We start from the raw sequence: 26,241 nt of genomic DNA, 5'->3' as shown, positions 1-26,241 counted from the left end.
AGCCCTTTCCCTTCCGCTGTTCGAACTGCCGAGACCTCCGATGATCCAATCGCGCATGGTGGGCGAAGTCCGCGTCACCCGACTCCTCGAATATGCGGCGCCGACTCACGACCCCGCCTTCCTGTTTCCGGACATGAAGCCGAACCTGCTCCGCGACAATGCGGACTGGATGGCGCCGTACCACTACATTCCTTCAATGAACCGGCTCATCGTCACCATCCAGCTGTGGATCGTGCATGCCGGTGGCAACGTCATCATCGTCGACACCGGGGTGGGGAACCACAAGCCGCGTGCGGCGGCACGAATGAACAAGCTGAACGGGCTCGTGCTGCCATGGCTGGAGGCAGCCGGCGCCGGTCCCGACAAAGTCACCCACGTGGTGCACACGCATCTGCACAGCGACCATGTCGGCTGGAACACCGTCTTGAGCGACGGACGCTGGGTCCCCACCTTCCCCAATGCGCGCTATCTGATGCCCAGGCTCGACTATGATCACTATGTTCATGCGCTTGCCAGGGCGCCGGACCCGATCATCGATGCGGCGTTCGAGGACAGCATCCGCCCCATAATGGAAGCCGGCTTGGTGGATTTCATCCCCGACCATGGCGAGATCGCCGATGTGCTGTCCATCGAGGCGGCGCCGGGACATTCGGTCGGCCATCAGACCTACCGTATCCGCTCGCAGGGCGAGGAAGCGCTCTTCAGCGGCGATGTGATGCACAGTCCGGCGCAGATCGTCGACCCGACGCTCAACACCACCTACTGCATCCTGCCGGACGTGGCGCGAAAGACCCGCGCGGCGCTGCTCGCCCGCGAAGCGGCACGCGGCAGCCTGATCATGCCGATGCATTTCGGCGCCCCGCATTGCGGGTACATCCGCCGCCAGGGCGAAGGCTACGCGTTCGAGCCGGCGGTCTGGACGCCCTGAGTTCGCGATGTGCCGTCACAAACAAGAAGGCGGAGGAGAACAATGAAATTACTGTTCGCGGCCATGGCCGTGATTCTGGGTTAGAGTTGCGTGGTCCGGGCGACCGAGACCCGCAAGCGATCAGATTCGGGCGGCCGCCTCGTGCCGGGTGCCGTCGAAGAAGCGCGAAAAACGAAACGGCGCCGGATCGACCAAGGTTGGCGCGCTGGTGACAACATCGGCCGCAAGCTTGCCGGCCCTGGGGCCGAAGCCGAAGCATTGCCCGCTGAAGCCGGTTGCCACATGGCATCTGGGCGCCCCGTCGACCGCGGAGATCACCGGCACCCGACCATCGTTTCCGACAACGGCACCGAGCTGACCTCGATGGGGGGCCTCAAATAGTGCCGGCAGACGGGCATCGACTGGCATTACATCGCCCCCGGCAAGCCCATGCAGAACGGCTTCGTCGAGCGCTTCAACGGCCGCTTCCGGGACGAATGCTTGAACGAGACCCTGTTCTCGAACCTGCCGCAGACCCGCGCGGCGATCCGCTCATGGAAGGAGGACTACACTCACGCACGCCTCGTCGTCGCCCTGTCCCGGCGCTCGATGCTTCGGGCCGTCGATAGGCGCTGCGCTGCCCAGGAATTAGCCATTCGTACATCCTGCCTCGCATTGGTGCATTTGCGGCACGAATGAATTGCAGGCCTGTCTCTTTAAGCACGGGCGGTCATCTCGATACGCTCCCTTCAACCGGTCGGAGGGGGCTTTCCTCGCCCAGCCCCGGCGAGAGTGGCGGGACGATGGCGGGCGCAGTGCTGCACAGTTCGCATTGGGGGGCGTTTCGGGCTGGCGTCGAGGATGGCCGCCTGACGGATATCCGTCCCTTCGAGCGCGATGCCGATCCCTCCCCGCTGCTCGCCGGCATGAAGGACTATTTCGACCACCCGACCCGCATCCGCCGGCCGGCGGTGCGCCGCGGCTGGCTCGAGAATGGTCCCGACAGCGACACCGCCAAGCGCGGCGCCGAGCCCTTCGTCGAGGTGAGCTGGGACGAGGCGCTGGACCTCGCCGCCGCCGAGCTCGCGCGGGTCAAGCGCGACCACGGCAACCAGGCGATCTTCGGTGGCTCCTACGGCTGGTCGAGCGCCGGGAGGTTCCACCACGCCAAGACGCAGGTGAAGCGCTTCCTCAACGCCTTCGGCGGCTGCGTCGAGCAGGTGAACAACTACAGTTTCGGCGCCGGCATGGTGTTGCTGCCGCATATCGTCGGCGACAACCGGTTCCTGTACGGTCCGACCACCCATTGGCGGGCGATCGCCGAGAATACCGAGATCCTGCTCGCCTTCGGCGGGTTGCCGCACCGCAACACCCAGGTGGAATCCGGCGGCTGCGGCGAACATGTCCAGAAACGCTGGGTGACGGAACTCGCCGGTCGGGCGCGGCGCATCGTCAATGTCAGTCCGCTGCGCGACGATATCGAGGATGCGAGCTGCGAATGGTGGCCGATCTGCCCGGGCGCCGATACCGCCCTGCTGCTGGCCCTCGCCCACACGCTGGTAACGGAAGGCCTCGCCGACCGGGCCTTCCTCGACCGTTGCACCACCGGCTATGAGCGCTTCGCCGATTATCTGCTCACCGGCCGCGCCGGCGCGGGCTTTGATGCCAATTGGGCGGCTGGCATCTGCGAACTTCCGGCGGAGGACATCCGCACGCTGGCGCGCCAGCTCGTCGCCCATCGCAGCTTTATCACGCTGAACTGGTCGCTCCAGCGCAGCGACTACGGCGAGCAGCCCTTCTTCGCCGCCGTGGCGCTGTCGGCGATGATCGGCCAGATCGGGTTGCCCGGTGGCGGCGTCGGTTTCGGCTACGGATCGATGAACGGCATCGGCAATGCGGTGCCGCGCTTCCGCACCCCGCTGCTGCCGACCGGCAAGAATGTTGTCGGCCTCGCCATTCCGGTGGCGCGGGTCACCGACCTGCTGCTGCGGCCGGGCGAGACCATCGCCTATGACGGGCGCGAACTTTCCTTCCCGGAAATCCAGCTGGTCTACTGGGCCGGAGGCAACCCCTACCACCACCATCAGGACCTCAACCGACTGCAACTGGCGTGGCGGGCGCCGCGCAGCATCATCGTCCATGAAACCCATTGGACGGCGACGGCACGCCGCGCCGATATCGTGTTTCCGGCGACGACGACGCTGGAACGCAACGACATCGGCACCTCCTCCTCCGACCGTTTCATGATCGCGATGAAGCGGGCGGTACCGGCCTTCGCCGAGGCGCGAGACGACTACGCCATCTTCACCGCGCTGGCCGAACGGCTGGGCTGCGCCGATGCCTTCACCGAGGGCCGCGACGAGATGGCCTGGCTGCGCCAGCTCTATGAGGACGCCCGGATCTCCTCGAACGAGCGAGGGCTGGCGGTTCCCGACTTCGATCGATTCTGGGAACAGGGCATGCTCGAGTTCCCGGCAACGGACGAGCCCTTCAACCTGCTGGCCGACTTTCGTGCCGATCCCGCCGCCCGCCCTCTCGCCACCCCATCGGGGCGGATCGAGATCTTCAGCGCCACCATCGATGGTTTTGGCTATGCCGACTGCCCCGGCCATCCGGTGTGGCGCCCGGCGCGAGAGTGGAGGGGAGCCGCGGCGGCACAGCGCTACCCTCTGCATCTCATCACCAACCAGCCTCGCACCCGTCTCCACGGCCAGATGGATGTCGTCGGCGTCAGCCAAGCGAGCAAGATCAAGGGCCGAGAGCCGATCCGCATCCATCCCGCCGACGCCGCCCGCCGCAACCTGAAGGAGGGTGCCATTGTGCGCGTCTTCAACGATCGCGGCGCCTGTCTCGCCGGGGTGATGCTGTCGCAGGATGTACGCCCCGGCGTGGTGCAGATGGCGACCGGCGCCTGGTTCGACCCGGTGCATCCCGGCGTACCTGGCAGTCTCGACGCCCATGGCAACCCGAACGTACTTACCCACGACATCGGCACATCGTCGCTGTCGCAGGGATCTTCGGCGCTGAGCTGCCTCGTCGAGATCGAAGCCTTCAACGCGCCGCTGCCGGAACTGACCGTCGGCGCGCCACCCCCCTTCGTTGAACGTCCCTTCCGTGCGCCGGCGCGCGCGACGCGCTGAGCCTCCGCAAGAACCACCAGAGGAGAAAAGACAGATGAGAGCCAGTGCATTGAAGCTCGTTCGGGCCGGCCTCACCGCCGCGTCCCTGGCGACCGTTCTCGGCGCCACCGCGCTCGTCGCCCCGCTGGCGCGGGCCGAGGAGCCGGTGCGCGGCGGCGTCCTGACCATGGTGATCTCGCCGGCCCCGCAGATCCTCACCTCCGCGATCACCACGGCGGGTGCCGAGCAGGTCGTGTCGTCGAAGATCTCCGACAGCCTGTTCACCTACGACTTCAACATGAACATCACCCCGCAGCTCGCCGAGAGCTACGAGGTGAGCCCGGACGGCTTGCGCGTGACCTTCCACCTGCGCAAGGGCGTGAAGTGGCACGACGGCGCGCCCTTCACCTCCGAGGACGTCGCCTACACCACGATGAATGCCTGGAAGGTGCTGCACGGGCGCGGCCGCACCATCTTCGGCAACGTCACCGCCGTTGAGACGCCGGACGAGAACACTGCGGTGTTCGTGCTCTCCAAGCCCTCGCCGGGCATGCTGAAGAGCCTGGCCGCCCAGCAGACCCAGATCCTGCCCGCCCATCTCTACAAGGGCACCGACATCGCCACCAACCCGGCTAACCTGAAGCCGGTCGGCACCGGACCGTTCCGCCTCGTCTCCTTCAAGCCGGGCGACAATCTCGTGCTGGAGCGCAATGCGGACTACTGGGACAAGTCGAAGCCCTATCTCGACAAGCTGGTCTTCCGCTTCGTGCCCGATGCGGCCACCCGCGCCGCCATGCTGGAATCGGGCGAGGCCGACATCGTCAACCAGAGCCTCATCCCGCCGTCGGATATCGAGCGGCTGAAGAACGAGGGCGAGTTCGTCGCCACCACCAAGGGCTACGAATTCCAGAACGAAGTCTCGATGATGGAATTCAACCTCGACGACCCGGTGGTGAAGGACATCCGGGTGCGCAAGGCGATCGCCCACGCCATCGACAAGAAGTGGATCGTCGAGAACATCCTGTTCGACTACGGTCTCGTGGCGAACACGCCGCTACACCCGCACCTGACCCAGCTCTACGACACCAGCGGCGTGCCGAAGTACGATTTCGACCCGGTCAAGGCCAAGGCGCTGCTCGACGAGGCCGGCTACAAGCCGGATGCTGACGGCATCCGCCTGAAGCTTACCGTCGATCCGCTGCCCTATGGCGACCTCCAGTCCCAGATTGCGGCCTATATGCGCGAGGCGCTGCGCGAGGTCGGCATCGAGCTGAACGTGCGGACCGAGGATTTCGCCGGCTTCGTGAAGCGCGTCTACACCGACCGCGACTTCCAGATGACCGTCAACCTGCTCACCGGCGGTTCCGACCCGACGATCGGCACGCAGCGCACCTTCTGGTCGAAGAGCTTCAAGCCGGGAGTCGGCTTCTCCAACGGCTCGCATTACGTGAACCCGAAGATGGACGAGATCCTCGAGACCGCCGCGGCGGAGATGGATCCGGTAAAGCGCAAGGCCGAATATCTCGACTTCCAGAAGCTCGCCATGGAAGATCTGCCGACCCTGCCGCTGGTCGCCGTCGAAAGCGTCACCGTCGCCAACAAGCGGGTGCACAACTACACGATCGATGCCCACGGCACTTATGGCAATTTCGCCACCGTGTGGGTCGAGCCCAAGAAGTGACGCTGTTCGGGACGCGGAGGGCCTTCTGGGCCGCCGCGTCCCGCTCCTGATGGGAGACGGCCCTTGAACGCCCCGATGCTTCGCTACCTGCGCACCCGATGCCTCCAGTCGCTGATCGTGATCTGCCTGATCATCGTCGGCAGCTTCCTCCTGCTGCGGCTGGTTCCCGGCGACATGGTGGACATCATGGCGGGCCAGCAGGGCGACATGGATGCAGAACTGATGGCGAAGCTGCGCGCCCGCTATGGGCTCGACCAGCCGGTGCTGACGCAGCTTTATCATTATGTCGGCGGCATCGTGCAGGGCGACCTGGGCTATTCCTTTCGCAATTCCACCAACGTGCTGGACCTGGTCCTGCAGCGCCTGCCGGCGACGGCGCTGCTGGTGGTCTGCTCCGTGCTCGTCGCGGTGTTCATCGGCACACTCGCCGGCGTCGTCAGCGCCCGCCATGCGCATCGCCCGTTCGACATCATCGTCTCGATGGTCGTGCTGCTGTTCTACGCCACGCCGATCTTCCTTAGTGGTCTGGCGCTGGTGCTGATCTTCAGCGTGAAGCTCAAATGGCTGCCGCTCGCCGGCCTCACCACGCCAGGCGTCGACCAGGGCTTCTTCGGAACCGCGCTCGACATCGTCCAGCACATGATCCTGCCGGTGGTGTCGCTGTCGCTTTTCTACATCGCGATCTACGCGCGCCTCGCCCGCGCCTCGATGCTGCAGGTGCTCGATCAGGACTATATCCGCACCGCCTATGCCAAGGGCCTGTCGACCAGCCATGTCATCCTCGGCCACGCGCTTCGCAACGCGCTGCTGCCGGTGGTGACCATGGTCGGGCTGCAGGTGGCGGAACTGTTCGGCGGCGCGGTGCTCACCGAAACCATCTTCGGCCTGCCTGGCATCGGCCGGCTCGCCTATGACGCGGTGTTCCAGCGCGACTATCCACTGATCCTCGGCATTCTGATCGTCTGCGCCTTCGTGACGATCTTCGTGAACCTCGCCATCGACGTCTTGTACACCCTCCTCGATCCGCGCGTGAACCTCGTCCGATGAGCCTCCTCGGTCCCGCCACCCTTGCCGGCCGCGTGCTGCGTTCGCCTGCAGGGCTCATCGGCCTCGTCGTCCTGCTCGCCATTCTCGCCATGGCGGCAACGGCCGGGGTCGTCTTTCCCAGGGGGCCCTTCGCCCTCGTCGCGCGGCCCTATCTGTGGCCCGGCGCCCGCGAGGGCCTGCCCTTCGGTACCGATCCGCTCGGGCGCGACATGCTGGCCGGCATCTTCTACGGCTCGCGCATCTCGCTGCTGGTCGGCTTCGTGGCGACCGCCTGCGCGCTCGTCATCGGCATCGCGGTCGGCTCGATCTCCGGCTATTTCGGCGGCAAGGCCGATGCGGCGCTGATGCGCGTCACCGATACCATTCAGACCATTCCAGGCTTCCTCTTCGCCATCGTGCTGGTGGGAATCCTCTCTCCCTCGCTGTTCAACATCATCCTCGCCATCGCCACCGTCTCCTGGCCGCCGATCGCCCGGCTGACACGCGCCGAGGTGCTCAGGGTGCGGGCGATGGAATATGTCGATGCCTGCCGGCTGGTCGGCATGTCGCATGCCCGGATCATCCTCACCCAGATCCTGCCCAACAGCCTCTCCCCGGTCATCGTCGCAACCGCCGTGCTGGTCGCTACCGCCATCATCACCGAGGCCGGGCTCTCCTTTCTCGGCCTCGGCGATCCAAACGTGATGAGCTGGGGCACGCTGATCAATTCCGGCCGGCCCTCGATCCGCACCACCTGGTACATCTCGATCATTCCGGGCTTGTTCATCGTGCTCACCGTTCTGGCGCTCAACCTGCTCGGCGATGCCATCAACGATGCGCTGAACCCCTATTTCCGCAAACGCTAGGAGGGCGAAGAGATGACGGATTCCCTTGCCCCGCCGCTGCTCGCCGTTCGCGGCCTCACCGTCGCCCTGCGCAACGGAGCCAGGGTCATCGACGGGGTGGATTTCACCGTCGAGGCGGGCACGACCCTGGCGCTGGTCGGAGAATCCGGTGCCGGCAAGTCGCTCACCGCGCTCGCCATCATGGGGCTGCTGCCGCCCCAGGCCATGTGCCGCACCGCCGGGAGCCTCCTCTTCGAGGGCACCGATCTGGCGGCGCTGCCGGAGCGCCAGCTGCGCGCCTATCGCGGCGGGCGCATCGCCATGATCTTCCAGGACCCGCTCACCGCGCTCAACCCGGTGCTCACCGTCGAGCGCCAACTCACCGAATCGATCCGCCTCCATACCGGCCTCGCCGGCGAGGCGATGCGTCGGCGGGCGCTGGAGCTGCTCGATCTCGTCGGCATTCCCGCCGCGCGCTCGCGGCTGGGCGAATACCCGCACCGGCTCTCCGGCGGCATGCGCCAGCGGGTGATGATTGCGATCGCGCTCGCCGGCAATCCCCGGCTCATCCTCGCCGACGAGCCGACCACCGCCCTCGACGTGACCATCTCCGCGCAGGTGCTCGACCTGCTCGCCTCTCTCCAGCGCGAGTTCGGGCTCGGCATGCTGTTCATCACCCACGACCTGCGCTCGGTGCGCGCGCTCGCCCATGAGGTGGCGGTGATGTATTCCGGCCGCATCGTCGAGACCGGCAAGGTCGCCGACGTCTTCCGCGCACCGGTGCATCCCTATGCCGAGGGCCTGCTCAAGGCGTGTCCCCATGGCAGCTTCGTCGCCGAGCGTCACAAGCTGCGCGAGATTCCCGGCACCGTGCCGGCGCCCGATGCCCGCCCCCCCGGATGCTCCTTCGCGCCCCGCTGCGGCTTCGGCACCGATGTGTGCACGAAGGCGCCGCCCACCACCACGCAGCGGGACGGACGCGCGGTGGCCTGTTTTCATCCACTGGTGGGGGAGGGCGTCGCGTGAACGGGCTTCTCATCAACGACCTCGTGGTCGAGCACCGCACGCCAGGCGGCACGGTATACGCCGTCGCCGGCGTCAATCTGGAGATCGCACCGGGCGAGACGCTCGGCCTCGTCGGTGAATCGGGCTGCGGCAAGTCCTCGCTCGCCCGAGCCGTCACCGGCCTCAACCCGCCGAACTCCGGCGATATCGTGATCGACGGCACCAAGACGGATCCGCGCCGGCGCATCGCGCTGTCGAAGCAGATCCAGATGATATTCCAGGATCCGTTCGGCAGCCTCAATCCGCGTCTCAGCGTGCGCGAGATCGTCGAGATGCCGCTCTCCGTCCACCGCGTCGGCAGCCATGCGGAGCGGCGCGCCAAGGTGAGCGACCTGCTCGCCCGCGTCGGCCTGTCGCCGGAATTGGCGGACCGCCTGCCGCACCAGCTCTCGGGCGGCCAGCGCCAGCGTGTCGGCATCGCGCGGGCGCTGGTGCTGGAGCCCGCGATCATCGTCTGCGACGAGCCGGTCTCGGCGCTCGACGTCTCGGTGCAGGCGCAGGTGCTGAACCTGCTGGTCGAATTGCAGCAGGAGCGCTCGCTCTCCTATCTGTTCATCTCCCACGATCTCGACGTCGTCCGCTATGTCTCGCACCGCATCGCGGTGATGTATCTGGGCGTCATCGTCGAGAGCGGCCCGGCCGAGGAGGTGTGGCGGCATCCGCGCCATCCCTATACCCGCGCCCTCGTCGCCACCACGCAGGAGGGCATCCCGGAAGCGCCTCTGGCGGGAGAGCTGCCGAGCCCGCTCTCGCCGCCGAGCGGCTGCCGCTTCCGTACCCGCTGCCCGCTGGTGATCGACCGCTGTGCCGCCGACATGCCGATCCTGCGGCAGATCGAGGGACGGCACTTCGCCGCCTGCCACCGCGCCGAGGAGATGACCGCCTTCACAGGAGCGGCCGCATGACGCTCGACCTCCCGCTCCTCGCCGGCGCCGAGCCGCCGCTGGAAGAGTGCATGTGGAGCGCCACCGGCGGCCCGCCGCCACCCGTAACGACCCTGCAGGCCGAGCAGCGCTGCGACGTGCTCGTCATCGGCGGCGGCTTCAATGGCGTGACCGCCGGCCTGCGGCTCGCCGGGGCCGGGGCGCGGGCGATACTGGTCGAGGCGACAGCGATCGGCGCCGGCGCCACCGGCCGCAATGCCGGCATGGTCAATCCCGGCCAGTTCCTCGGCCCGGAGGAGATCACCCGCCATCTCGGGCCGGAATATGGCCGTCGCTTCGTCGCCGAGCTCGGCGCGGCGCCGGACATGGTGCGGGCGCTGATCGCCGAGCATGCGATTGCCTGCTTCGCGGATGACAGGCCGATCATTCGTGCCGCGCATTCGCGAGCCGCCGCCCGCCTCCTGGGGGCACAGACCGAAGCGTGGCAGAAGCTCGGCGCCGACGTCGTGATGGTGGAGGGGCGCGAGCTCGAAGCGATGACGGGCTCAAGGCGCTACCAGGCGGCGCTGCTCGACCGGCGCGGCTTCACCATCCAGCCGCTCGCCTATATTCGCGGCCTCGCGACCGTCGCCGCGCGGCGCGGCCTCGCCATCGCCACCGGCACGCCAGTGAGCGAGCTCACGCCGGACGGCGCCGGATGGCGCGCGCGGGTGGGGGCAAGCATCATTCGCGCCGACAAGGTGATCCTGGCGACCAACGCCTATAGCGGCGATCTGGTGCCGGAGCTGCGCGAGGAAGTCATGCCGCTCGGCGCCTTCGGCTTCGCCACCGACCCACTGCCGGCGGAATGGCGGGCAAGGATATTCCCGCAGGGCCACTCCCTCTACGACACCCATAAGGTGCCGCTGTTCTTTCGCTACGACCCGGAGGGCCGGCTGATGGTCGGCTGCATCGGCTTCCTGCCGAGGAACCCCGCCTCGACGGGATGGGCCGACCGGGCGCTCCGCTTCCTTTTTCCCGATGCGCCTTCCTTTCCATGGCGCTACCGCTGGTCCGGCCGGCTCGGCCAGACGCCCGAGCGGCTGCCGCATCTGGTCGAGCCGCGACCGGGCCTCCTCGCCACGCTCGGCTGCAACGGCCGCGGCATCGCCCCCAATACCTATTTCGGCACCATGCTGGCGAAGCTCGCCCTGGGCGAGCCGATCGAGCTGCCGCTACCGCTTTCCGCCCCGCGCCCCTATCCGCACCGGGCGCTCGCGCGCGCGAGCTATGACGCGGCGATCCGCTTCTATCGCAACACGTTTCTATTCATCTGAGCCAGGGAAAAACCCATGTTCTCTCTCGAAGGTAAGGTCTGCGTCGTCACCGGAGCCGGCAAGGGCCTCGGCCGTGCCATCGCCACCACCTATGCCGCGCAGGGGGCGAAGATCGTCGCGGCGGCGCGCGGCCTCGCCGATCTCGAGAGCCTGAAGGCAGAGATCGAAGCCAAGGGCGGGCAGGCGGCGATCTGCGTGACCGACGTCACCTCGAAGAAGGCGATGGAGGCATTGGGCGAAGCTGCGGTCGCGGCCTTCGGCGGCGTCGACGTGTGGGTGAACAATGCCGGCGGCTTCATCGACGGCGCCATGTGCGACTGGATCGACGTCGAGGACGCCGCCCTCGACGCCATGCTGCGCCTCAACCTCGTCTCATTCGTCTATGGTGCGCAAGTTGCCGGCAAACTGATGAAGGCCGCCGGCAAGGGCGGCTCGATCATCCTCATGAGCTCGCTGGACGCCTTCAACCCGGCGCCGGGCGGCGAGGGCTGCTATGGCGCCTGCAAGGTGGCGCTGAACCACATCACCGAGACGCTCGCCATCGAGCTCGGGCAATACGGCATCCGCGTCAACGCCATCGCGCCCGGCGTGGTCGACACCCCGCTCACCGCGCCGTTCCTTACCACCGACGAGATCCGAGCCGACCGCGCCTCCTTCTACCCGCTCGGCCGCATCGGCCAGCCTTCGGACGTGGCGGCCGCGGCGGTCTATTTGGCCAGCGACGAGGCAGCCTATGTCTCCGGCGCCAAGCTGCTGGTCTCCGGCGGCGCCGTCTTCAACAGCGATCCCTATCGCTACATGATGAAGCTCGCCGCCGAGAAGAAGGTGAAAGCCGGCGCCTGAGACGAGCGCCCGTGCCGCAGCAACCCCTCCCGGAGACGACTACCTTGCCCCTCTATCGCGTCCGCCCGCAGGCTCAGAGCTACGGCCACGATATCGGTATCATCATGATGTATTGCTCCAACCCCTTCCCTCCGGGGGATGTGGGCAATGCCTACAGCTACGACTACCCCGTGCTGTATCACACGGTGCGGGACGTCACGATCGAGAGCCTGATCGACCAGGCGGACGCTTCGGCGGGACAGGCGGTTGTCGCGGCGGCGAAGGCGCTGGAGGCCGAGGGGGTGAAGGCCATCACCTCCGACTGCGGCTACATGCTTGAATACCAGCAGGAGGTCGCGGCAGCGGTCTCGGTGCCGGTGATGATGTCGAGCCTGCTGCAGCTGCCCTTCATCGATGCGCTGCTGGCGCCGGGGCGGGAGATCGGGATCGTCTGCGCCAACGCCCCGCGCCTGCATGCCGGCCTGCTCGCCCGTGCCTTCCCCCATCCGACTCGCCCGGTGCGTATCGCGGGAATGCAGGACCAGCCGGGCTTTCGCAGCGCCATCCTCAACGAGGAGGGCGAGCTCGATACCGACAAGGTGCGGGCCGAGACGGTGTGGGTGGCGCGCGAACTGGTGCGCGCGCATCCGCGGATCGGCGCGCTGCTGCTCGAATGTTCCAACCTGCCGCTCTATTCGCAGGCGGTGCAGCAGGCGACCAGGCTGCCGGTATTCGACTTCCTCACCATGATCGATCATGTGCGCGCGGCCTGCACGCGCCGGGCCTATGAAGGGGGCTACTAGTTCCCGCCGCCCTGCCCGGACGTGTCGATCCAGGGCGCGTCGCGGAAATGCTCGATCAGGAAGTCGGAGAACAGCCGCACCTTCTGCGTCATGAAACGCACGCTCGAATAGCACACATAGATGTTGGATTCCGGCACCGTCGTCCAGTTTGGCAGCACCCGCACCAGCGTGCCGTCGGCGATCTGCCGGTAACACACATAGCCGGCGACAAGGCCGATGCCGAGCCCCTCTTCGGCCAGCTCTCGCACGGCCTCGGAATTGTCGCAGCGAAAGGCGCCGGTGATGTTCACCGTCTCGGTGCGCGCGCCCTTGCGGAACCGCCAGGCGTTGCCGGCGGACTTGTAGAGGCTATAGCGCACACATTGATGGTGCACGAGATCCACCGGCGTTTCCGGGGCGCCGAAGCGGGCGATGTAGTCGGGAGAGGCGACCAGCACGCGGTCGTTCGGCGTGAGCTTGCGGGCGACGATGGAGGAATCCGGCAGGTTGCCGATGCGGATGGTGAGGTCGAAATCCTCGTTGATGATGTCGACGAAGCGGTCGGAATACTCGGCCTCGATCGCGATCTTGCGGTAGCGCTTGAGGAAAGCTGCAATCGGCCGCGACATGTGCAGATGCCCGAAGGCCACCGGCAGGCTGACGCGCAGCGTGCCCTGCGGCTCCTGGTTCATGGACGCGACCAGCGCATCGGCCTCGCTGAGCTCGTCGAGCAGGGTACGGCAATGAGTGTGGTAGAGCCGCCCGGCCTCGGTCAGCGCCACGCTGCGGGTCGTGCGGTTGAACAGACGCACGCCGAGCGCCTCCTCGAGGCGCGAGACCTTGCGGCTGACGGTAGAGGGCGTCTGGTTGAGGAAGGACGCCGCCTCGGCGAAGCTGAGCTTCTCCGCCACAGCCACGAAGGCGATGATCAGGCCGAGTCGATCGGGATTAAAGGCAAGGCTCTGCTTCTGGACAGGACTGTCGCCCTCCGGCCTGCCGGCCGTCGCGGACCGCGTCTCCATCTTGCCGGCCATGACTCTGCGCTCACCCCATGTCGCGGATTCTACAGCCGATCATCGCATAGGCGAGTGCCCGCCTCCATGACGAAGCGGGTCGCATCATTGCCGCGGGAGAAACAGTTAATTGCATGGCGGCCCGTTTGGTGCGTCCGGAGCACGGGTTACGATGATCCTGCGGTCCTTTGCTGGCCGGACAGCTTGTGGATGAGGACGGCAATGGGGACGGGTGCGGACATCGCGTTCGACGAGAATTTCGACACCATCGTCGTTGGTTCCGGTGCCGCGGGCATGACGGCGGCGCTCACCGCCGCTGTCGCCGGGTTGCGGGTGCTGGTCCTCGAGAAGAGCCCCCTCGTCGGAGGTACCAGCGCCATGTCGGGCGCCGGCACCTGGGTTCCCGCCAACCACCACGCGCGGGCCGAAGGCATCACCGATACGCCGGAGGAGGCGTATCAGTATCTGCGCGGCGCCCTGCCGGAAGCCTGGCGCAACACCGATGACAGCCTGTGGCGCGAAATGGCCTATGCCGCCGCGCCCATGCTGAAGATGGTCGAGGAAAACTCGCCGTTGCGCTTCGCGCTCACCCGCGAGCCCGACCCCATGATCGACATTCCCGGCGCGAAGGAACGCGGGCGCATGCTCTCGCCCCGGGTGCTGAGCCGCCGCGTCGCCGGCCCCTTCGCCAGGAAGCTGCGGCGCTCCACGCTACCCCATCTCATGACCTATCAGGAGATGATGGATCCCGGCCCCTACCTGCACCCCCTTCGCACCGTATGGAAACTCTGGCCGGAACTCATCCGCCGGCTCTTTACCGACAGCGCAGGGCAGGGAAATGCGCTGATGGCCGGGCTCATCGCCGGCTCCCTGGCGCGTGGCGTCGAGATCAGGCTCGCCGCGCCGGCACGTTCGCTGGTGCAGGATGAAACGGGACGGGTGATCGGCGTCATCTATGAAGAAGCTGGCCGCTCGCGGTCCGTCGCGGCAAGGGCGGGGGTGCTGCTCTCCAGCGGTGGCTTCGAATGGGATGCGGTCCGTTACCGCAAGCATTTCCCCGGAGAGACCGACTTCCTCACCAGCCCCGATACCAACAGCGGCGATGGCCATCGCATGGCCGAGGCCGCCGGCGCGCTGCTGGAGCGCATGGACCAGGCGAACATCCATCCCGCCCTTCCCACCCGCTATGAGGGACGCATGCACGGCCTGCCGGTGGCCTTTCACAGCGCGCCGCACGCCATCATAGTCAACCGCCACGGCGAGCGCTTCATCAGCGAGTACGACTACAACCTCGGCGACACGCTGAACCGGCGCGAGGAGGATGGCTCCATGACCCATCTGCCGGCCTGGCTCATCGCCGACCGTCGCTTCCTCACCCGCTCCATCCCCTTTCTGTGGTACGGGCTTCGCGGTAAGGGCTGGATGCGCTTCGGCTCCTCCATCGCCGATCTCGCCCGCCTCACCAGGCTGGACCGCGCGACGCTCGAAGCTACCGTCGCCCGCTTCAACCGCTTCTGCGCCGAAGGCATCGACCACGATTTCGCCCGTGGCGAGAACGCGTGGGAACGCTACCGTTCCGGACGGGCCGAAGGCGGCCCGAACACCACCCTGGGCCCGATCGAGAAGGGACCCTTCGTCGCTATCCCGATGAACCGCTCGATCCTCGGCACCAAGGGCGGGCCGCGCACCAATCATCGCGGCGAAGTGCTACGGCCGGACCACTCGGTGATCGAGGGGCTCTATTGCGCCGGCAACGCCATGGCAAATCCCATCGGCACCCGCTCGGTCGCCGCCGGCACCACCATCGGCCCGCATATGACATGGGGCTATATCTGCGCCCGTTCCATGAGCGAGCGTCTCGCCGGCCGCTCGGACGCGGCCGCCTGACGCCCTTTCCCTTCCCGTTCACAGGTGCCCGCATTCCATGAGTCGCATCGCTTCCGAGACCGCTAGGCGCACGCATCCCGCGGACAAGATCCCGTTCGCCTTCCTGCCGACCCCGCTCGAATATCTGCCGCGTCTGTCGGCGCATCTCGGCGGACCGGAGATATGGGTGAAGCGCGACGACTGCACTGGGCTCGGCGGCGGCGGCAACAAGGCGCGCAAGCTCGAATATCTGATGGCCGAGGCGCTGGCGGCCGGCGCCGACACCGTGATCACCGCCGGGGCGCTGCAGTCGAACCATGCCCGCCAGACGGCCTCCGCCGCCGCCCGGCAGGGCCTGCGCTGCATCCTGCTGCTGGCCGCGGCGGTGCCGGGGCGCGGCGCCTGTTACGACACCAATGGGAACGTCCTTCTCGACCGGCTCTTCGGCGCCGAGATCCGCACCTATCCGGCCGGCACCGATCTCGACGCCGAGATGGCGAAGGCGGCCACCGAGGCGACCGCCGCCGGCGCCGTGCCCTATGTCATTCCCATCGGGGGCTCCAACGGCGTCGGCGCGCTCGCCTATGCAGCGGCCATGGAAGAGCTCGCCGGGCAATGCCGCGCGGGCGGCCTCTCCCTCGACCACATCGTCACCGCCACCGGCAGCGGCGGCACCCAGGCGGGGATGATCGTTGGCGCCCGTCGGGCCGGGCTCGACGTGCCGATCCACGGCATCAGCGTATCCAGCTCCAATGCGGATATGGAAGCCAAGCTCACCCGCATCGCCGACCAGACGCTCGACCTTCTCGATGACGCCGACGGCTTCAGTCCCATCCGCGTCGATGACGGCTTCGTCGGCGCCGGCTATGGCCAGCCAACCGAGGCGATGTGGGAGGCCCTCTCCACATGCGCGCGGCTCGAAGGGCTGCTGCTCGATCCAGTCTATACGGGCAAGGCCATGGCCGGGCTGTTCCACTACATCCGCTCCGGCCGTTTCGGAGCGGGTACGCGAGTCATGTTCTGGCACACCGGCGGCGCGCAGGGCCTGTTCGGCTATGAGGACTACCTCGCGCAGAAGATGTGACGGAAGACCACCACCTTCACCGCCGGCCTAAGGTTCAGCGGGATGATGGAGTCTGGCCTGCTGCCGGTTCTGTGGACACCGGGTTAAGCTAATCCGACCTTCTTTTCGAACTCGACCAGGCCATCGCCGTCAAGCTGCCGCCGGCGCAGTCTGCCAGGAAGGCCGCGCGCCCGATCCGCGGAGAGTGCTGATAGATGAGCACCGACGAGCCCGCGGTGTAGAATGCTGCGATCTCGCCGAGATATAGGTATCGCGACGAGCCCTTGCGACCTCGTGCCAGCTTGGTCTCGAGCCCGTTATCCGGATCGAAGAACACCAGATCCGAATCGGTCAGTTCCCGCTGGCAATCGGCAAAGTACGCTCGCCGCTCTCTTGCCTCGTCGGTCAGCATCGAATTGAAGAACCGCGCACCCGGGAGGATGCCGCTCTCCTCGATGTCGGCGAGCCTGCGCGCATCGGCCTCGCCCGCCACCCGCTTCAATGCGTCGAACAGCGCCGGATCGAAATGCCGGTAGCGCTCGGGCTGCAACAGGTAGGTGAGCTTCTATCCGTCTGAACGGGCGTCCGGCGTCGTCAGCATCCAGCACTTGGAGCGTTGGTCTCAGTACTGGCGCTCCTTTGGCTTCCATCTATCGCGAGCACTATCAGGCACTCATCGCCCGGCTCATTCGAGCTCGGAAGGAGTCTGGCGTGACCCAAGCCGAGCTCGCCGATCGGCTCGGCCAATGGCAGACCTTCGTATCCAAATACGAGTTGGGCGAGCGTCGCCTCGACGTGGCCGAGTTCATCGCGATCAGCCGAGCGATCGGTGCTGACCCGTTCGAACTGCTCCGCGGCTGAGTTCCATCACACAGGAACGTCGCATGCCTTGATGCATTCTAGGCGAATGGCGTGCCGTCGGAAGCGGCGGGGCGCCGTCGTAAGACGCGGGAGCGAGCAATGGCAAGTGCCAAGAACACCATCTGCCTGTGGTACGACAAGGACGCCGAGGCGGCGGCCCGCTTCTACGCCGGAATCTTTCCCGACAGCGCAGTGCATGCCGTTCATCGCGCGCCGAGTGACTACCCGTCCGGCAAGGCGGGCGACGTGCTGACGGTGGAATTCACCGTCCTCAGTATTCCCTGTCTCGGTCTCAATGGCGGGCCGGTGTTCCGGCACAATGAAGCGTTCTCGTTCCAGATCGCCACCGACGATCAGGAAGAGACCGACCGCTATTGGAACGCCCTCGTCGGCAATGGCGGCGAGGAGAGCGCGTGCGGCTGGTGCAAGGACCGATGGGGCATCTCCTGGCAGATCACCCCGCGCGTGCTGACCGAAGCGCTGGCGCTCGGCGGCGAGGAGGCCAAGCGCGCTTTCGAGGCGATGATGGAGATGCGCAAGATCGATGTTGCTGCCATCGAGGCCGCTCGGCGCGGATGAAACGCAAGCCGTCAGGCGATGCCAGGAAGAACTTCACAGCTGAACTCTTCCTCACCGACGCGCACCCCGGCGACGCTGCGATTTCAACCTGCGTCCGATTTGAAAACTGGTGACCCGACGGTGACCGCGGCCTCAAAACGCCCTTGAGCGCCTTGCGATTTCAACCGCCCTAAAACGACAAAAGCCCCGTGATGACGGGGCTTTGCGTTATATCTGAAACTGGAGCGGGCGATGGGATTCGAACCCACGACCCCAACCTTGGCAACTTCGAATCGACACTGCGCTACGATGCGCCAGAACACGAAAACACACTATATTTCTGATAGTTATTGATATTCAGCTTACGATGCCGTAACCTTCTTTGGCCAATGAAACGCTCATTTCTGGAGACATTTTGGAGACAATACCCCCTCGGCGGAATTTTGTCTCCAGAAGGAGGAAGACGGCATGCCGACGAGCAAGCTGACCAAGAAGGCTGTCGATGCCTTCCCGCCGCCTCCGGAGAAGCAGGTCGTCTACTGGGATAGTGAAATTCGGGGCTTCGGGGTCCGCATCCTCAAGTCGGGTCTAAAGACCTTCATTCTGCAGTACCGCAATGCTGAGGGTATAAAGCGCCGGATCAATCTCGGCCGCTACGGCGTCATGACCGTCGAGCAGGCCCGCGACCAAGCCAGGATCAGGCTCGGCGCCGTCGCGGCCGGCGAGGACCCGGCGGACGAGGCGCGCCGGGGACGCAAGGGCATGACAGTTGCGGAAATGTGCGACTGGTATCTCACCGAGGCGCGAGCGGGAAACATCCTCGGCCGCAAGAACCGGCCGATCAAGGCCTCCTCGCTGGATATGGACGAAAGCCGGATCAGGACGCACATCAAGCCGCTTCTCGGAAAGCGTATCGTCCGCCATCTGACGATCGCCGACGTCGAGCAGATGCAGGCCGATGTCAGGAACGGGAAGACGGCGAAACCGCGCACGGGTGGGCGCGGGGGCAAGGCCTCGGGTGGCGCGGGCGTGGCAGGGCGGTGTGTCGGAACGCTCCAGGCCATCATCGGCCATGGCAAGCACAAGGGTCTTCTCGCCGAGCACCCGACAAAGGGCGCGAAGAAGCTCACAGGAAACAAGAAGAACCGCCGTTTGAGCGTCGCCGAGATCGAGGCGCTCGGCACGGCCATCGCCTATGCCGAACGTAACGGTGAAAACCCAACGGCTCTCGGCGTCGTGCGCCTGCTCCTGCTGACGGGCTACCGACGCGAAGAGGCTCAGGCCATGCACCGCGCCTGGGTCCATCCGGAGGGCGGGTACGTGACCTTCCCTGATACCAAGGGTGACGCGCAGATCCGCGCTATCGGTCCGGTGGCAATTCGGGTCATCGAAGCTCAGCCCGTTATCGCGGGCAACCCGCATGTGTTCCCGTCCGGCATCACGGACGGGCCGTTCACGGCCGGCAGTTCATGCCTGGATCGCATCTGCGGGCTGGCGGGCATCAGCGGGACGACGCCACATACCCTTCGGCACACCTTTGGCAGCGTCGCGGGCGATCTCGGCTTTTCGGAACTGACGATCAAGGCCATGCTCGGCCACGCATCGCGAAGCGTCACGCAGGACTACATCCATATCGATGAGGCGCTGAAGCTTGCGGTCCGCATGACATCGGACGAGATCGAGAAGCTGCTGGCCAAAGGCGCCGAGAAGCTCGCCGCAATACCGATGGCGGCAGAATAGCTGCAGCGCGCGCGTCGCGGTTGTCGCTCGCCATGATGCTTGAGCCTGCGGAGCTACGCCGCCGGACGCTGAAGGCACTCTTTCGGTTCCCGAGGCGATGACGACACCGTCATGTCGCCGGGATTGCAGCCCACAGTCTCCAATCCAGTGGGATGTTAAGGCCGATCCGCCGTCATGCTTCGCGTATGTCGGCATAGCCCGCAGCCTTTGCTGCCTTGACAAAATTGCGGTCGAAGGTGACGAAGCCCTCGCAATGCGCGGACCGGCCGAGATGCAACGCGTCGGCGAAATCCATGTCCTTCTCGGTGAGGTCGAGGGCGGCGGCGACCAGCGCGCCGTCCTCGACGGTCACCGTGGGCAGGCCCGCAAAGGCCCGCAGCGCACGCGCGACGTCGGCCGGGCGATACTCATAGGCGCTGCGCAGCACCCATTCCGTCTCCAGGATCACCGTGACGGCGACAAAGACCGGCTGGCCATCGATCAGGGCCCTGGCCCGGGCGGACTGCTTCGGATGGTCGCCGGCCAAGTAGCGGACGATCAGGTTGGTATCAACCGCGAGCATGCCGGCGCCTCGCCTCGGCGAGCACACCCGCATCCATCGCCGCAAGCGTCTTGGGCTTGCCGCCATGGGGAAGCGAGGCGAACACGTCTTCCGGCCGCGTCGCAGCGAAAGCGGGCGCGCGCTTCAGCAGCACACCCTCTTCAGTCTCCTCGACCACGAGCCGCGTTCCCGCCCGCCAATCACGCCTCTGGCGGATGGTGCTGGGCAGGATGACCTGTCCCTTGGTGGAGACGGTGGTGGTGAGATTTTCCGCGTTGGTCATTGGCGCAGCCCCTCTTCAGGTAAGACGATCGTAAGATAGCGCTGGATTGTTCTGCATTCAAGGCTGGGCAGCTGACGCCGCTCAGGCTGTGGCTCCGGTGTGACTACAGGCTGACCGTGCTTTCCAATGAAGCGGTCCTTTTAACTTATCGGACCATCAGGGAAGATCGAGCCGGGGCCCTTCGTTCGCGGCGAAGCTCGATCTGGAAGTGGATCGACGGGCGCTGGCAGATGCTTTTCCATCAAGGCACTCCATCTGCGCCCGATCGCTGATCGTCCGCTCTTTGTCTGCGCCGACCCGGCTCTTAGTGCCAAGCCTCGGAGATTCTGGATCGGATGCACGAACGCGCGACCAGTTCGACATCAAGACGCTGACAACCGAGGAGTAGGCCGCTCACGTCAGCGTTGCGAGGCTGCGCATGGCTGAGTGCCGGACCCTAGGCGCGACAAACTTGGCCGGACACACAACCGGCCGACCATGCGCGGCAAGAGCAGGTGTTCGAGCGGCTGCAGCATTCCTACGACAAGCAGCCCTATGTCATCCGCCGCATGCTCACCGAGGGCGCCGTGCGCGCTTCCGACAAGCGGGTTCAGTTCATCGGCCTCGACGCCTATCTCGAGGCCGGCGGTATCCTCCTACGTGACCTGTTCCAGGGTGACGATGGCGGCTGGCTCCAGGATATCGCGCTGGTCGACCAGATGGTGGCCGACAAGCTCAAGGCGGAATCAGAGGCAATCGCGGCCGAGGGCTGGAAGTGGATCGAGGTCGCACCCGACTTCGCCTATGGCCACAGCTTCGGCCTGCGCCAACTGCGCGGCGAGCCCGTGCCGCTCACGGTGGAGGAGCAGGCAACCCGCGATGCCTTCCAGGCCGAATACAACCGCCTGTCGGAGGAGCACGTGGACGCCGACGAACTGCCGGACGAGGTCGACGAGCGTCTCGGCGAGCTGGAGACCGCGCTGGAGGGCTTCGAGGAACGGCCTGTCGCCTTCGATCCCGAGGAGATCGCACGCGCCGGCGCCTTCGTCAGCATCGCCCATGACGGCCGGCTGCGTGTCGAGCGCGGCTATGTGCGGCCCGAGGACGAAATTCCGGCCGAGCCGGAGTCCGAAACTGGCGAGACCAGGGACGTCCGTGCCCCGGCGGCCGACGATGATGCCGGCGGCTCAGTCTCCGCCGATGCTGAAGCACCCGAGCCGGAAGAGGACGACACGTTGTCGCCAATCTCTGACCGGCTGCTGACGGAGCTGACCGCGCATCACACGCTCGGCCTGCGCCATGCGCTGGGCGAGCAGCCGGATGTCGCGTTCCGCGCGGCCTTGCACGCGCTGACGCTCAAGGTCTTCTACCACTACGGCTCGGATAGCTGCCTGGAGCTGGACCTGAAGAGCGTCGGCTTCGGCACACAGGCGCCGGGGTTGAACGACAGCGCCGCAGCCGAAGCGATTCGCGCGCGGCACGAGAACTGGGCCAAGGCGCTACCGAAGGAGTCGGCCGAATTGTGGGACGCCCTGGAGAGTTGGGACGGCGACAGCCGTTCCGTGCTCTTCGCCCATGTCGTCAGCCTTTCGGTCAACGCGGTGCACGAGGCCTGGAACCGGCGGCCGCGCGCGTTCGCCCATGCGGATCGACTGGCGCAGTCGGTCGATCTCGATATGGCCGCGGCTGGGTGGAAGCCGACCGTGGACAATTTCCTCGGCCGCGTCACCAAGGCCCGCATCCTTCAGGCCGTCGCCGAGGCGAAAGGCCAGCGTGCCGCCGACCGGATCGCTCATCTCAAGAAGGGTGACATGGCGCGGGAAGCGGAGACGCTGCTCGCCGACACCGGGTGGCTGCCGGAGCCGCTGCGTACGTCGGACGTGCGGAAGCAGGAGGCCCCGGACATGCCGGCATCGCAATCCGTCGTCGAGGAAGCGGCGGAAAATGACGGCGAAACGGCCATGGCCGGAGGCGACGGCCTGGAGGACACTGACGCAGCCCCGGACGCAGCCGCCACGGCCGCTGCCGAATAGCACCAACGACCGCGCGACTGGCCCGCCGGCGACGGCGGGCCTTTTCTTTTGGAGCTTCGTCATGGTGGAAAAGCCGCACGATCTGGCGCGCCGTCTCGCCGACCGGGCTGAGGCGGTCTGCCACCACTATCTCTCCAACGGTCGCCGGCAGGGCAACTACTGGCAGGTGGGCGACGTCCGCAACACGCCGGGTCGCTCCATGTATGTCCGGCTGAAGGATTCTCCGAAGGCGCCCGCCGGCAAGTGGACCGACGCCGCCACCGGCGAGCATGGGGATCTGCTCGACGTCATCCGCGAGAGCCGCGACCTCGTCGACTTCACCGACGTGACCGCCGAGGCACGACGTTTCCTCAGTCTGCCGCAGCCGGAACCGAAGCCATCCTTGACCAGACATCATAGCCCTGCGCCGCACGGGTCGCCGGAAGCGGCGCGGCGGCTTGTCGCCATGACGCAGCCGATCGCGGGCACGCTCGTCGAAGCGTATCTGCGGCAACGCGGCATTACGAATCTGCGCGGAACGGGAAGTCTCCGTTTCCACCCGCGCTGCTATTTTCGTGCTGACGAGCACGCACCGGCCGAGACTTGGCCAGCGATGATCGCCGTCGTCACCAATTTCGGCGGAAAGGTCACTGGTGCCCATCGCACCTGGCTCGACCCGCAAGGCTTCGATGCCATACGGCTAGGCAAGGCGCCGATCGATACACCGCGGCGGGCCATGGGCGACCTTCTCGGCAATGCGGTGCACTTCGGCATGGGCGGCGATGTCATCGCGGCCGGCGAAGGCATCGAGACCGTCCTGTCGCTCCGTCAGGTTCTGCCCGATATGCCGATGTTGGCGGCACTCTCGGCGGCTCACCTCGCCCCCATCCGGTTCCCGGACACACTGCGCCGGCTCTACATCGCCCGCGACAACGATCCGGCCGGGAACAATGCCCAAGACAGCCTGATCGAACGCGCATACGCGGCCGGTATCGAGGCGATTGCGCGCAGGGTTAGCGATGCGCTGGGCACGGCGACCGAGATGAAGGCGATGAAGAACTATGCCGGCCATCGGCTCTCGCCCTGGCTCGGCCACCTGATGGTGTCGCGCTCGGAGACCGCGCGCCCGCTGATGACACCAGGCGAAATCATGCAGCTGCCGCCGGCCGACGAGATCGTCATGGCCGCAGGCTCTCCCCCGATCCGGGCGAAGAAGGCGCGCTACTACGAAGACCCGCGCTTCCGGGAGCGGGTGCTGCCGCCGCCCGATCCGCAGAAATCCGGGCGGACGCGCCGGGCGGACGACTGGTCGGGTTTGCAGCCTAGGACACCGAGCCCCGCACTCGTGGCGGAGATCGCCAAGGGCGATGCCGACGCGGCCAATGCCGGCCTGCGCCGGGAGCCGGAGCTTCCCGACCACGTCGCCATCGCGAAGGAGACGACCGAGCCGCGCCCGGCCGAGGAGTTCGCGATCATGCTGGACGAGGAGCCAGAGGACGTCGCCCGCCAGCGCCAGGCGCTGCGCCGGCAGATGGGCGGCCTCGCCCGTCAGGTCTCGCTCGATCCCAATGACGGCATCGAACTCTAGGAGGCGGTATGCGCGACCGCCTCAATCTCACGCTGCCCGCCGAGCTGATCACGCGGATCAACGAACTCGCCGAACGCAGGAAGATCCCGCGCTCGGCGATCGTCGAGGCGGCGATCGCCTCATTCCTCTCCCCCGACGCCGCCGACATGCGCGAGGCGGCCTTCACCCGGCGCCTGGACCGGCTCTCGCGCCAGACCGCCCGCATCGAGCGAGACCTGCGCGTCACAGCCGACACGCTGGCCCTCTTCGTGCGCTTCTGGCTGACGATCACACCGCCGCTTCCGGGCGACGCCCAAGCCTCGGCGCAGATCAAGGGGCGCGAGCGCTACGAGGGTTTCATCGAGACGCTCGGCAAGCGCCTGCAGAAGGGGCAGAACTTCCTGAGAGAGATACCCGATGAGGTGGTGAGATGGCCGGTTTCGGATGAGTCCGATGACACTCGCCAGATGACTCAACCCAAAGGGACGGACTGACGCCCACGCGGTTGTAGCTCGATATTCCGCTGGCGGCGAGGAGCGCATATCCAAGACTTCGAGCCCAATGGTCGACTCTTAGCTCGCGGGCGAACCTCCTGGTGAGATCACTTCCACATACCGGGTCGAATCCCTCTCAGCTCGGCGGTTGCAGGAGCAGCACGGCTTCGCCTGCCGGTTCATCTCCCACGATCTCGGTGCAGTGGCGCAGGTTGCCGAATGCGCAGCACCGCATTTCATGCCCATGGTGGCAGCGGTCGGATTCGACGGGTGGAGAGGGGGTCGAGCGGCTGGTCTGCTTCAGCGAAGCGAGATCCATATCGTCTTGGTCTGCAGATACTGGTCGACCGCCTCGGTGCCGTTGTCGCGGGTCAGCGAGCCGGAGCGCTTGTAGCCGCCGAACGGTGTCGTCACATTGCCCTCGGTGAAGCCGTTTATCGCCACCGTGCCGCAGGGCAGGCGCTTGGCGAGGTGGAAGGCCTTGTCGATGTCGCGGGTGAAGATGGTGGCGTGCAGGCCGTAATCGGTGTCGCGGGCGATCTTCAACGCCTCGTCGACGCCATCGACGCCGATGACGCCGAGCACCGGTCCGAAGATTTCCTCCTTCGCCACCCGCATCGACGGGTCGACGCCATCGAATACGGTGGGATCGACGAAGGAGCCGGCCAGCCCCTCGCTGGCGCCGCCTCCCGCCAACAGCTGCGCGCCCTCGCTTTTGCCGATCTCGATATAGGAGAGCACGCGCTCCTTGTGCTCGGCACTGACCATCGAGCCGAGGTCGGTCGCCGGATCGAGCGGGTTGCCAACCTGCAACGCTTTGGTCTTCTCCAGCACGCGGTCGAGGAACACGTCCTTCACCTTGCGATCGACGATCTGGCGCATGTTCGCCGAGCAATTCTGCCCGCCATTCCAGAAGGCGGCGCTGATGGCGGACGAGACCAGCGTGTCGTCGATCTCGGCATCGTCGAGCACGATCAGCGGGCTCTTGCCGCCCATCTCCAGCCCGACCGGCTTGAGATTGCTCTCGCTGGCATATTTCAGGAAATAGGCGCCGACCTCGGTCGAGCCGGTGAACGAGACCGCATCGACATACTTGTGCCGGCCGATGGCCTGACCGGCGGTCTCGCCGAAGCCCGGCACCACGTTCAGCACCCCCGGCGGCACGCCCGCTTGAATAGCGAGCTCAGCGAGGCGCAGCGCCGAGAGCGGGGTCTGCTCGGCCGGCTTCAGCACCGCCGAGCAGCCCGCCGCCAGCGCGGGGGCCAGCTTCCACGCCGCCATCAGCAGCGGGAAGTTCCACGGCAGCACGAGGCCGACCACGCCGATCGGCTCCTTGACGATCATCGCGACGACCTTCTCGCCGGTGGGCGCCACCTTGCCGAACGACTTGTCGGCAAGCTCGCCATACCACTGGAAGAAGGTCGGCACCTCATTGCCGATCTCGTTGAGGCAGTCCTTGATGGTCTTGCCGCTGTCGAGGCTCTCCAGCACCGACAATTCCTCGGCATTGGCCCGCACCAGATCGGCCAACTTGAGCAGCACCGCCTTGCGCTCCTCCGGCGCCGCGCGCGACCAGCCGCCATCCTCGAACGAGCGCCGCGCCGCCTTCACCGCGCGGTCGACATCGGCGCTGTCGCACGAGGCGACCACGCCCAGCATCGTGCCCGTCGCCGGGTCGATGTTCTCGAACACCTTGCCCGAGGCGGCCGCCGTCCATTCGCCGTCGATGAAGGCTTTCGACGGGATGGTGAGACGTCCGGCGATGTCGCGATACTGCGCGGCGGATTTGTAGGCGCTCATGGGCGGGGTCTCCGGGT

Annotated in this window: 24 protein-coding genes and 1 pseudogene; 19 read left to right on the top strand and 6 right to left on the bottom strand. The window is 66.4% G+C overall.

Annotation, left to right across the window (positions count from 1 at the left end; translation table 11 throughout):
* Positions 1-40: 40 nt before the first annotated feature.
* On the top strand, positions 41-928 hold the full coding sequence (locus AC1RU4_RS10575; protein WP_492891026.1) for an MBL fold metallo-hydrolase: 888 nt from the start codon (positions 41-43) through the stop codon (positions 926-928).
* Between the two features lie 120 nt (positions 929-1,048).
* On the opposite strand, the gene AC1RU4_RS10570 is transcribed toward AC1RU4_RS10575, so the two are convergent.
* Positions 1,049-1,252 (bottom strand): hypothetical protein, encoded by a 204-nt coding sequence (locus AC1RU4_RS10570; RefSeq protein WP_492891059.1) that lies wholly within the window; start codon positions 1,250-1,252, stop codon positions 1,049-1,051.
* Positions 1,253-1,258: 6 nt separating this feature from the next.
* Between AC1RU4_RS10570 and AC1RU4_RS10565 the strand changes: the two are divergent.
* From AC1RU4_RS10565 to AC1RU4_RS10520, 10 genes and pseudogenes are all read left to right on the top strand, one after another.
* A pseudogene (locus tag AC1RU4_RS10565) lies at positions 1,259-1,489 on the top strand (integrase core domain-containing protein); the annotation flags it as partial.
* Between the two features lie 221 nt (positions 1,490-1,710).
* Positions 1,711-4,047 carry a molybdopterin-dependent oxidoreductase gene (locus AC1RU4_RS10560; protein WP_492891025.1) on the top strand — a complete coding sequence of 779 codons (2,337 nt, stop codon included), beginning with the start codon at positions 1,711-1,713 and terminating at the stop codon, positions 4,045-4,047.
* Positions 4,048-4,081: 34 nt separating this feature from the next.
* Entirely contained in the window at positions 4,082-5,707 is a 1,626-nt protein-coding gene (locus AC1RU4_RS10555; RefSeq protein WP_492891024.1) for an ABC transporter substrate-binding protein, read from the top strand.
* Between the two features lie 63 nt (positions 5,708-5,770).
* Entirely contained in the window at positions 5,771-6,754 is a 984-nt protein-coding gene (locus AC1RU4_RS10550) for an ABC transporter permease (protein ID WP_492891023.1), read from the top strand.
* Entirely contained in the window at positions 6,751-7,599 is an 849-nt protein-coding gene (locus AC1RU4_RS10545) for an ABC transporter permease (protein WP_492891022.1), read from the top strand. The genes AC1RU4_RS10550 and AC1RU4_RS10545 overlap by 4 nt, the downstream gene beginning before the upstream one ends.
* Before the next feature lie 12 nt (positions 7,600-7,611).
* Complete coding sequence (locus AC1RU4_RS10540; protein ID WP_492891021.1) at positions 7,612-8,604, top strand: ABC transporter ATP-binding protein; 993 nt, start codon at positions 7,612-7,614, stop codon at positions 8,602-8,604.
* Entirely contained in the window at positions 8,601-9,548 is a 948-nt protein-coding gene (locus AC1RU4_RS10535; RefSeq protein ID WP_492891020.1) for an ABC transporter ATP-binding protein, read from the top strand. The genes AC1RU4_RS10540 and AC1RU4_RS10535 overlap by 4 nt, the downstream gene beginning before the upstream one ends.
* Entirely contained in the window at positions 9,545-10,843 is a 1,299-nt protein-coding gene (locus tag AC1RU4_RS10530; RefSeq protein ID WP_492891019.1) for an NAD(P)/FAD-dependent oxidoreductase, read from the top strand. The genes AC1RU4_RS10535 and AC1RU4_RS10530 overlap by 4 nt, the downstream gene beginning before the upstream one ends.
* Before the next feature lie 15 nt (positions 10,844-10,858).
* Positions 10,859-11,686, top strand: a complete 828-nt coding sequence (locus AC1RU4_RS10525; protein ID WP_492891018.1) for an SDR family NAD(P)-dependent oxidoreductase — start codon at positions 10,859-10,861, stop codon at positions 11,684-11,686.
* A 44-nt stretch (positions 11,687-11,730) separates the two neighbouring features.
* Positions 11,731-12,468, top strand: coding sequence for an aspartate/glutamate racemase family protein (locus AC1RU4_RS10520; protein WP_492891017.1), 738 nt, complete (start codon positions 11,731-11,733; stop codon positions 12,466-12,468).
* Here the strand turns inward: AC1RU4_RS10520 and AC1RU4_RS10515 are convergent.
* Positions 12,465-13,481, bottom strand: a complete 1,017-nt coding sequence (locus AC1RU4_RS10515; RefSeq protein WP_492891016.1) for a LysR family transcriptional regulator — start codon at positions 13,479-13,481, stop codon at positions 12,465-12,467. The two genes, AC1RU4_RS10520 and AC1RU4_RS10515, sit on opposite strands and share 4 nt — an antisense overlap.
* A gap of 201 nt (positions 13,482-13,682) precedes the next feature.
* Here AC1RU4_RS10515 and AC1RU4_RS10510 point away from each other — a divergent pair, with 201 nt between their 5' ends.
* On the top strand, positions 13,683-15,347 hold the full coding sequence (locus AC1RU4_RS10510; protein WP_492891015.1) for an FAD-dependent oxidoreductase: 1,665 nt from the start codon (positions 13,683-13,685) through the stop codon (positions 15,345-15,347).
* A 37-nt stretch (positions 15,348-15,384) separates the two neighbouring features.
* Positions 15,385-16,410 (top strand): D-cysteine desulfhydrase family protein, encoded by a 1,026-nt coding sequence (locus tag AC1RU4_RS10505; protein ID WP_492891014.1) that lies wholly within the window; start codon positions 15,385-15,387, stop codon positions 16,408-16,410.
* Positions 16,411-16,498: 88 nt separating this feature from the next.
* On the opposite strand, the gene AC1RU4_RS10500 is transcribed toward AC1RU4_RS10505, so the two are convergent.
* Positions 16,499-16,939 (bottom strand): hypothetical protein, encoded by a 441-nt coding sequence (locus AC1RU4_RS10500; protein ID WP_492891013.1) that lies wholly within the window; start codon positions 16,937-16,939, stop codon positions 16,499-16,501.
* Positions 16,940-17,028: 89 nt separating this feature from the next.
* Between AC1RU4_RS10500 and AC1RU4_RS10495 the strand changes: the two genes are divergently transcribed.
* The 3 genes from AC1RU4_RS10495 to AC1RU4_RS10485 all read left to right on the top strand — a co-directional run bounded on the left by AC1RU4_RS10495 (position 17,029) and on the right by AC1RU4_RS10485 (position 19,548).
* Positions 17,029-17,250, top strand: coding sequence for a helix-turn-helix domain-containing protein (locus AC1RU4_RS10495; RefSeq protein WP_492891012.1), 222 nt, complete (start codon positions 17,029-17,031; stop codon positions 17,248-17,250).
* Positions 17,251-17,349: 99 nt separating this feature from the next.
* Complete coding sequence (locus AC1RU4_RS10490; RefSeq protein ID WP_492891011.1) at positions 17,350-17,829, top strand: VOC family protein; 480 nt, start codon at positions 17,350-17,352, stop codon at positions 17,827-17,829.
* Positions 17,830-18,276: 447 nt separating this feature from the next.
* On the top strand, positions 18,277-19,548 hold the full coding sequence (locus AC1RU4_RS10485) for a tyrosine-type recombinase/integrase (RefSeq protein WP_492891009.1): 1,272 nt from the start codon (positions 18,277-18,279) through the stop codon (positions 19,546-19,548).
* Between the two features lie 172 nt (positions 19,549-19,720).
* Here the strand turns inward: AC1RU4_RS10485 and AC1RU4_RS10480 are convergent, their stop codons facing one another.
* Together AC1RU4_RS10480 and AC1RU4_RS10475 are read right to left on the bottom strand one after the other, a co-directional pair.
* Positions 19,721-20,110 carry a type II toxin-antitoxin system VapC family toxin gene (locus AC1RU4_RS10480; protein WP_492891008.1) on the bottom strand — a complete coding sequence of 130 codons (390 nt, stop codon included), beginning with the start codon at positions 20,108-20,110 and terminating at the stop codon, positions 19,721-19,723.
* A complete protein-coding gene (locus AC1RU4_RS10475) occupies positions 20,097-20,372 on the bottom strand; it encodes an AbrB/MazE/SpoVT family DNA-binding domain-containing protein (protein WP_492891007.1) in 276 nt (91 codons plus the stop codon). Before AC1RU4_RS10475 ends, AC1RU4_RS10480 begins: the two co-directional genes overlap by 14 nt.
* A gap of 494 nt (positions 20,373-20,866) precedes the next feature.
* On the opposite strand from AC1RU4_RS10475, the gene AC1RU4_RS10470 reads away from it, so the two are divergent.
* From AC1RU4_RS10470 to AC1RU4_RS10460, 3 genes are all read left to right on the top strand, one after another.
* Positions 20,867-22,384 carry a DNA-binding protein gene (locus AC1RU4_RS10470; protein WP_492891006.1) on the top strand — a complete coding sequence of 506 codons (1,518 nt, stop codon included), beginning with the start codon at positions 20,867-20,869 and terminating at the stop codon, positions 22,382-22,384.
* A 61-nt stretch (positions 22,385-22,445) separates the two neighbouring features.
* Positions 22,446-23,951 carry a DUF7146 domain-containing protein gene (locus AC1RU4_RS10465; protein WP_492891005.1) on the top strand — a complete coding sequence of 502 codons (1,506 nt, stop codon included), beginning with the start codon at positions 22,446-22,448 and terminating at the stop codon, positions 23,949-23,951.
* A gap of 8 nt (positions 23,952-23,959) precedes the next feature.
* Entirely contained in the window at positions 23,960-24,424 is a 465-nt protein-coding gene (locus tag AC1RU4_RS10460) for a ribbon-helix-helix protein, CopG family (RefSeq protein WP_492891004.1), read from the top strand.
* 300 nt (positions 24,425-24,724) lie between these two features.
* Here the strand turns inward: AC1RU4_RS10460 and AC1RU4_RS10455 are convergent, their stop codons facing one another.
* Positions 24,725-26,224, bottom strand: coding sequence for an aldehyde dehydrogenase (locus tag AC1RU4_RS10455; protein ID WP_492891003.1), 1,500 nt, complete (start codon positions 26,222-26,224; stop codon positions 24,725-24,727).
* Positions 26,225-26,241: the final 17 nt, after the last annotated feature.

It is taken from the genome of Ancylobacter sp. GW821-FHT10E12 (assembly GCF_058809335.1).
Note: the sequence above shows the minus strand (reverse complement) of the source record. Positions and strands in the feature narration are given on the sequence as shown.

Coding starts and splice junctions, on each gene's coding strand:
- AC1RU4_RS10510 (WP_492891015.1), top strand. CDS start 13,683: ATGGGGACGGGTGCGGACATCGCGTTCGACGAGAATTTCGACACCATC.
- AC1RU4_RS10460 (WP_492891004.1), top strand. CDS start 23,960: ATGCGCGACCGCCTCAATCTCACGCTGCCCGCCGAGCTGATCACGCGG.
- AC1RU4_RS10540 (WP_492891021.1), top strand. CDS start 7,612: ATGACGGATTCCCTTGCCCCGCCGCTGCTCGCCGTTCGCGGCCTCACC.
- AC1RU4_RS10475 (WP_492891007.1), bottom strand. CDS start 20,372: ATGACCAACGCGGAAAATCTCACCACCACCGTCTCCACCAAGGGACAG.
- AC1RU4_RS10455 (WP_492891003.1), bottom strand. CDS start 26,224: ATGAGCGCCTACAAATCCGCCGCGCAGTATCGCGACATCGCCGGACGT.
- AC1RU4_RS10560 (WP_492891025.1), top strand. CDS start 1,711: ATGGCGGGCGCAGTGCTGCACAGTTCGCATTGGGGGGCGTTTCGGGCT.
- AC1RU4_RS10465 (WP_492891005.1), top strand. CDS start 22,446: ATGGTGGAAAAGCCGCACGATCTGGCGCGCCGTCTCGCCGACCGGGCT.
- AC1RU4_RS10575 (WP_492891026.1), top strand. CDS start 41: ATGATCCAATCGCGCATGGTGGGCGAAGTCCGCGTCACCCGACTCCTC.
- AC1RU4_RS10525 (WP_492891018.1), top strand. CDS start 10,859: ATGTTCTCTCTCGAAGGTAAGGTCTGCGTCGTCACCGGAGCCGGCAAG.
- AC1RU4_RS10505 (WP_492891014.1), top strand. CDS start 15,385: ATGAGTCGCATCGCTTCCGAGACCGCTAGGCGCACGCATCCCGCGGAC.
- AC1RU4_RS10490 (WP_492891011.1), top strand. CDS start 17,350: ATGGCAAGTGCCAAGAACACCATCTGCCTGTGGTACGACAAGGACGCC.
- AC1RU4_RS10555 (WP_492891024.1), top strand. CDS start 4,082: ATGAGAGCCAGTGCATTGAAGCTCGTTCGGGCCGGCCTCACCGCCGCG.
- AC1RU4_RS10545 (WP_492891022.1), top strand. CDS start 6,751: ATGAGCCTCCTCGGTCCCGCCACCCTTGCCGGCCGCGTGCTGCGTTCG.
- AC1RU4_RS10515 (WP_492891016.1), bottom strand. CDS start 13,481: ATGGCCGGCAAGATGGAGACGCGGTCCGCGACGGCCGGCAGGCCGGAG.
- AC1RU4_RS10485 (WP_492891009.1), top strand. CDS start 18,277: ATGCCGACGAGCAAGCTGACCAAGAAGGCTGTCGATGCCTTCCCGCCG.
- AC1RU4_RS10480 (WP_492891008.1), bottom strand. CDS start 20,110: ATGCTCGCGGTTGATACCAACCTGATCGTCCGCTACTTGGCCGGCGAC.
- AC1RU4_RS10530 (WP_492891019.1), top strand. CDS start 9,545: ATGACGCTCGACCTCCCGCTCCTCGCCGGCGCCGAGCCGCCGCTGGAA.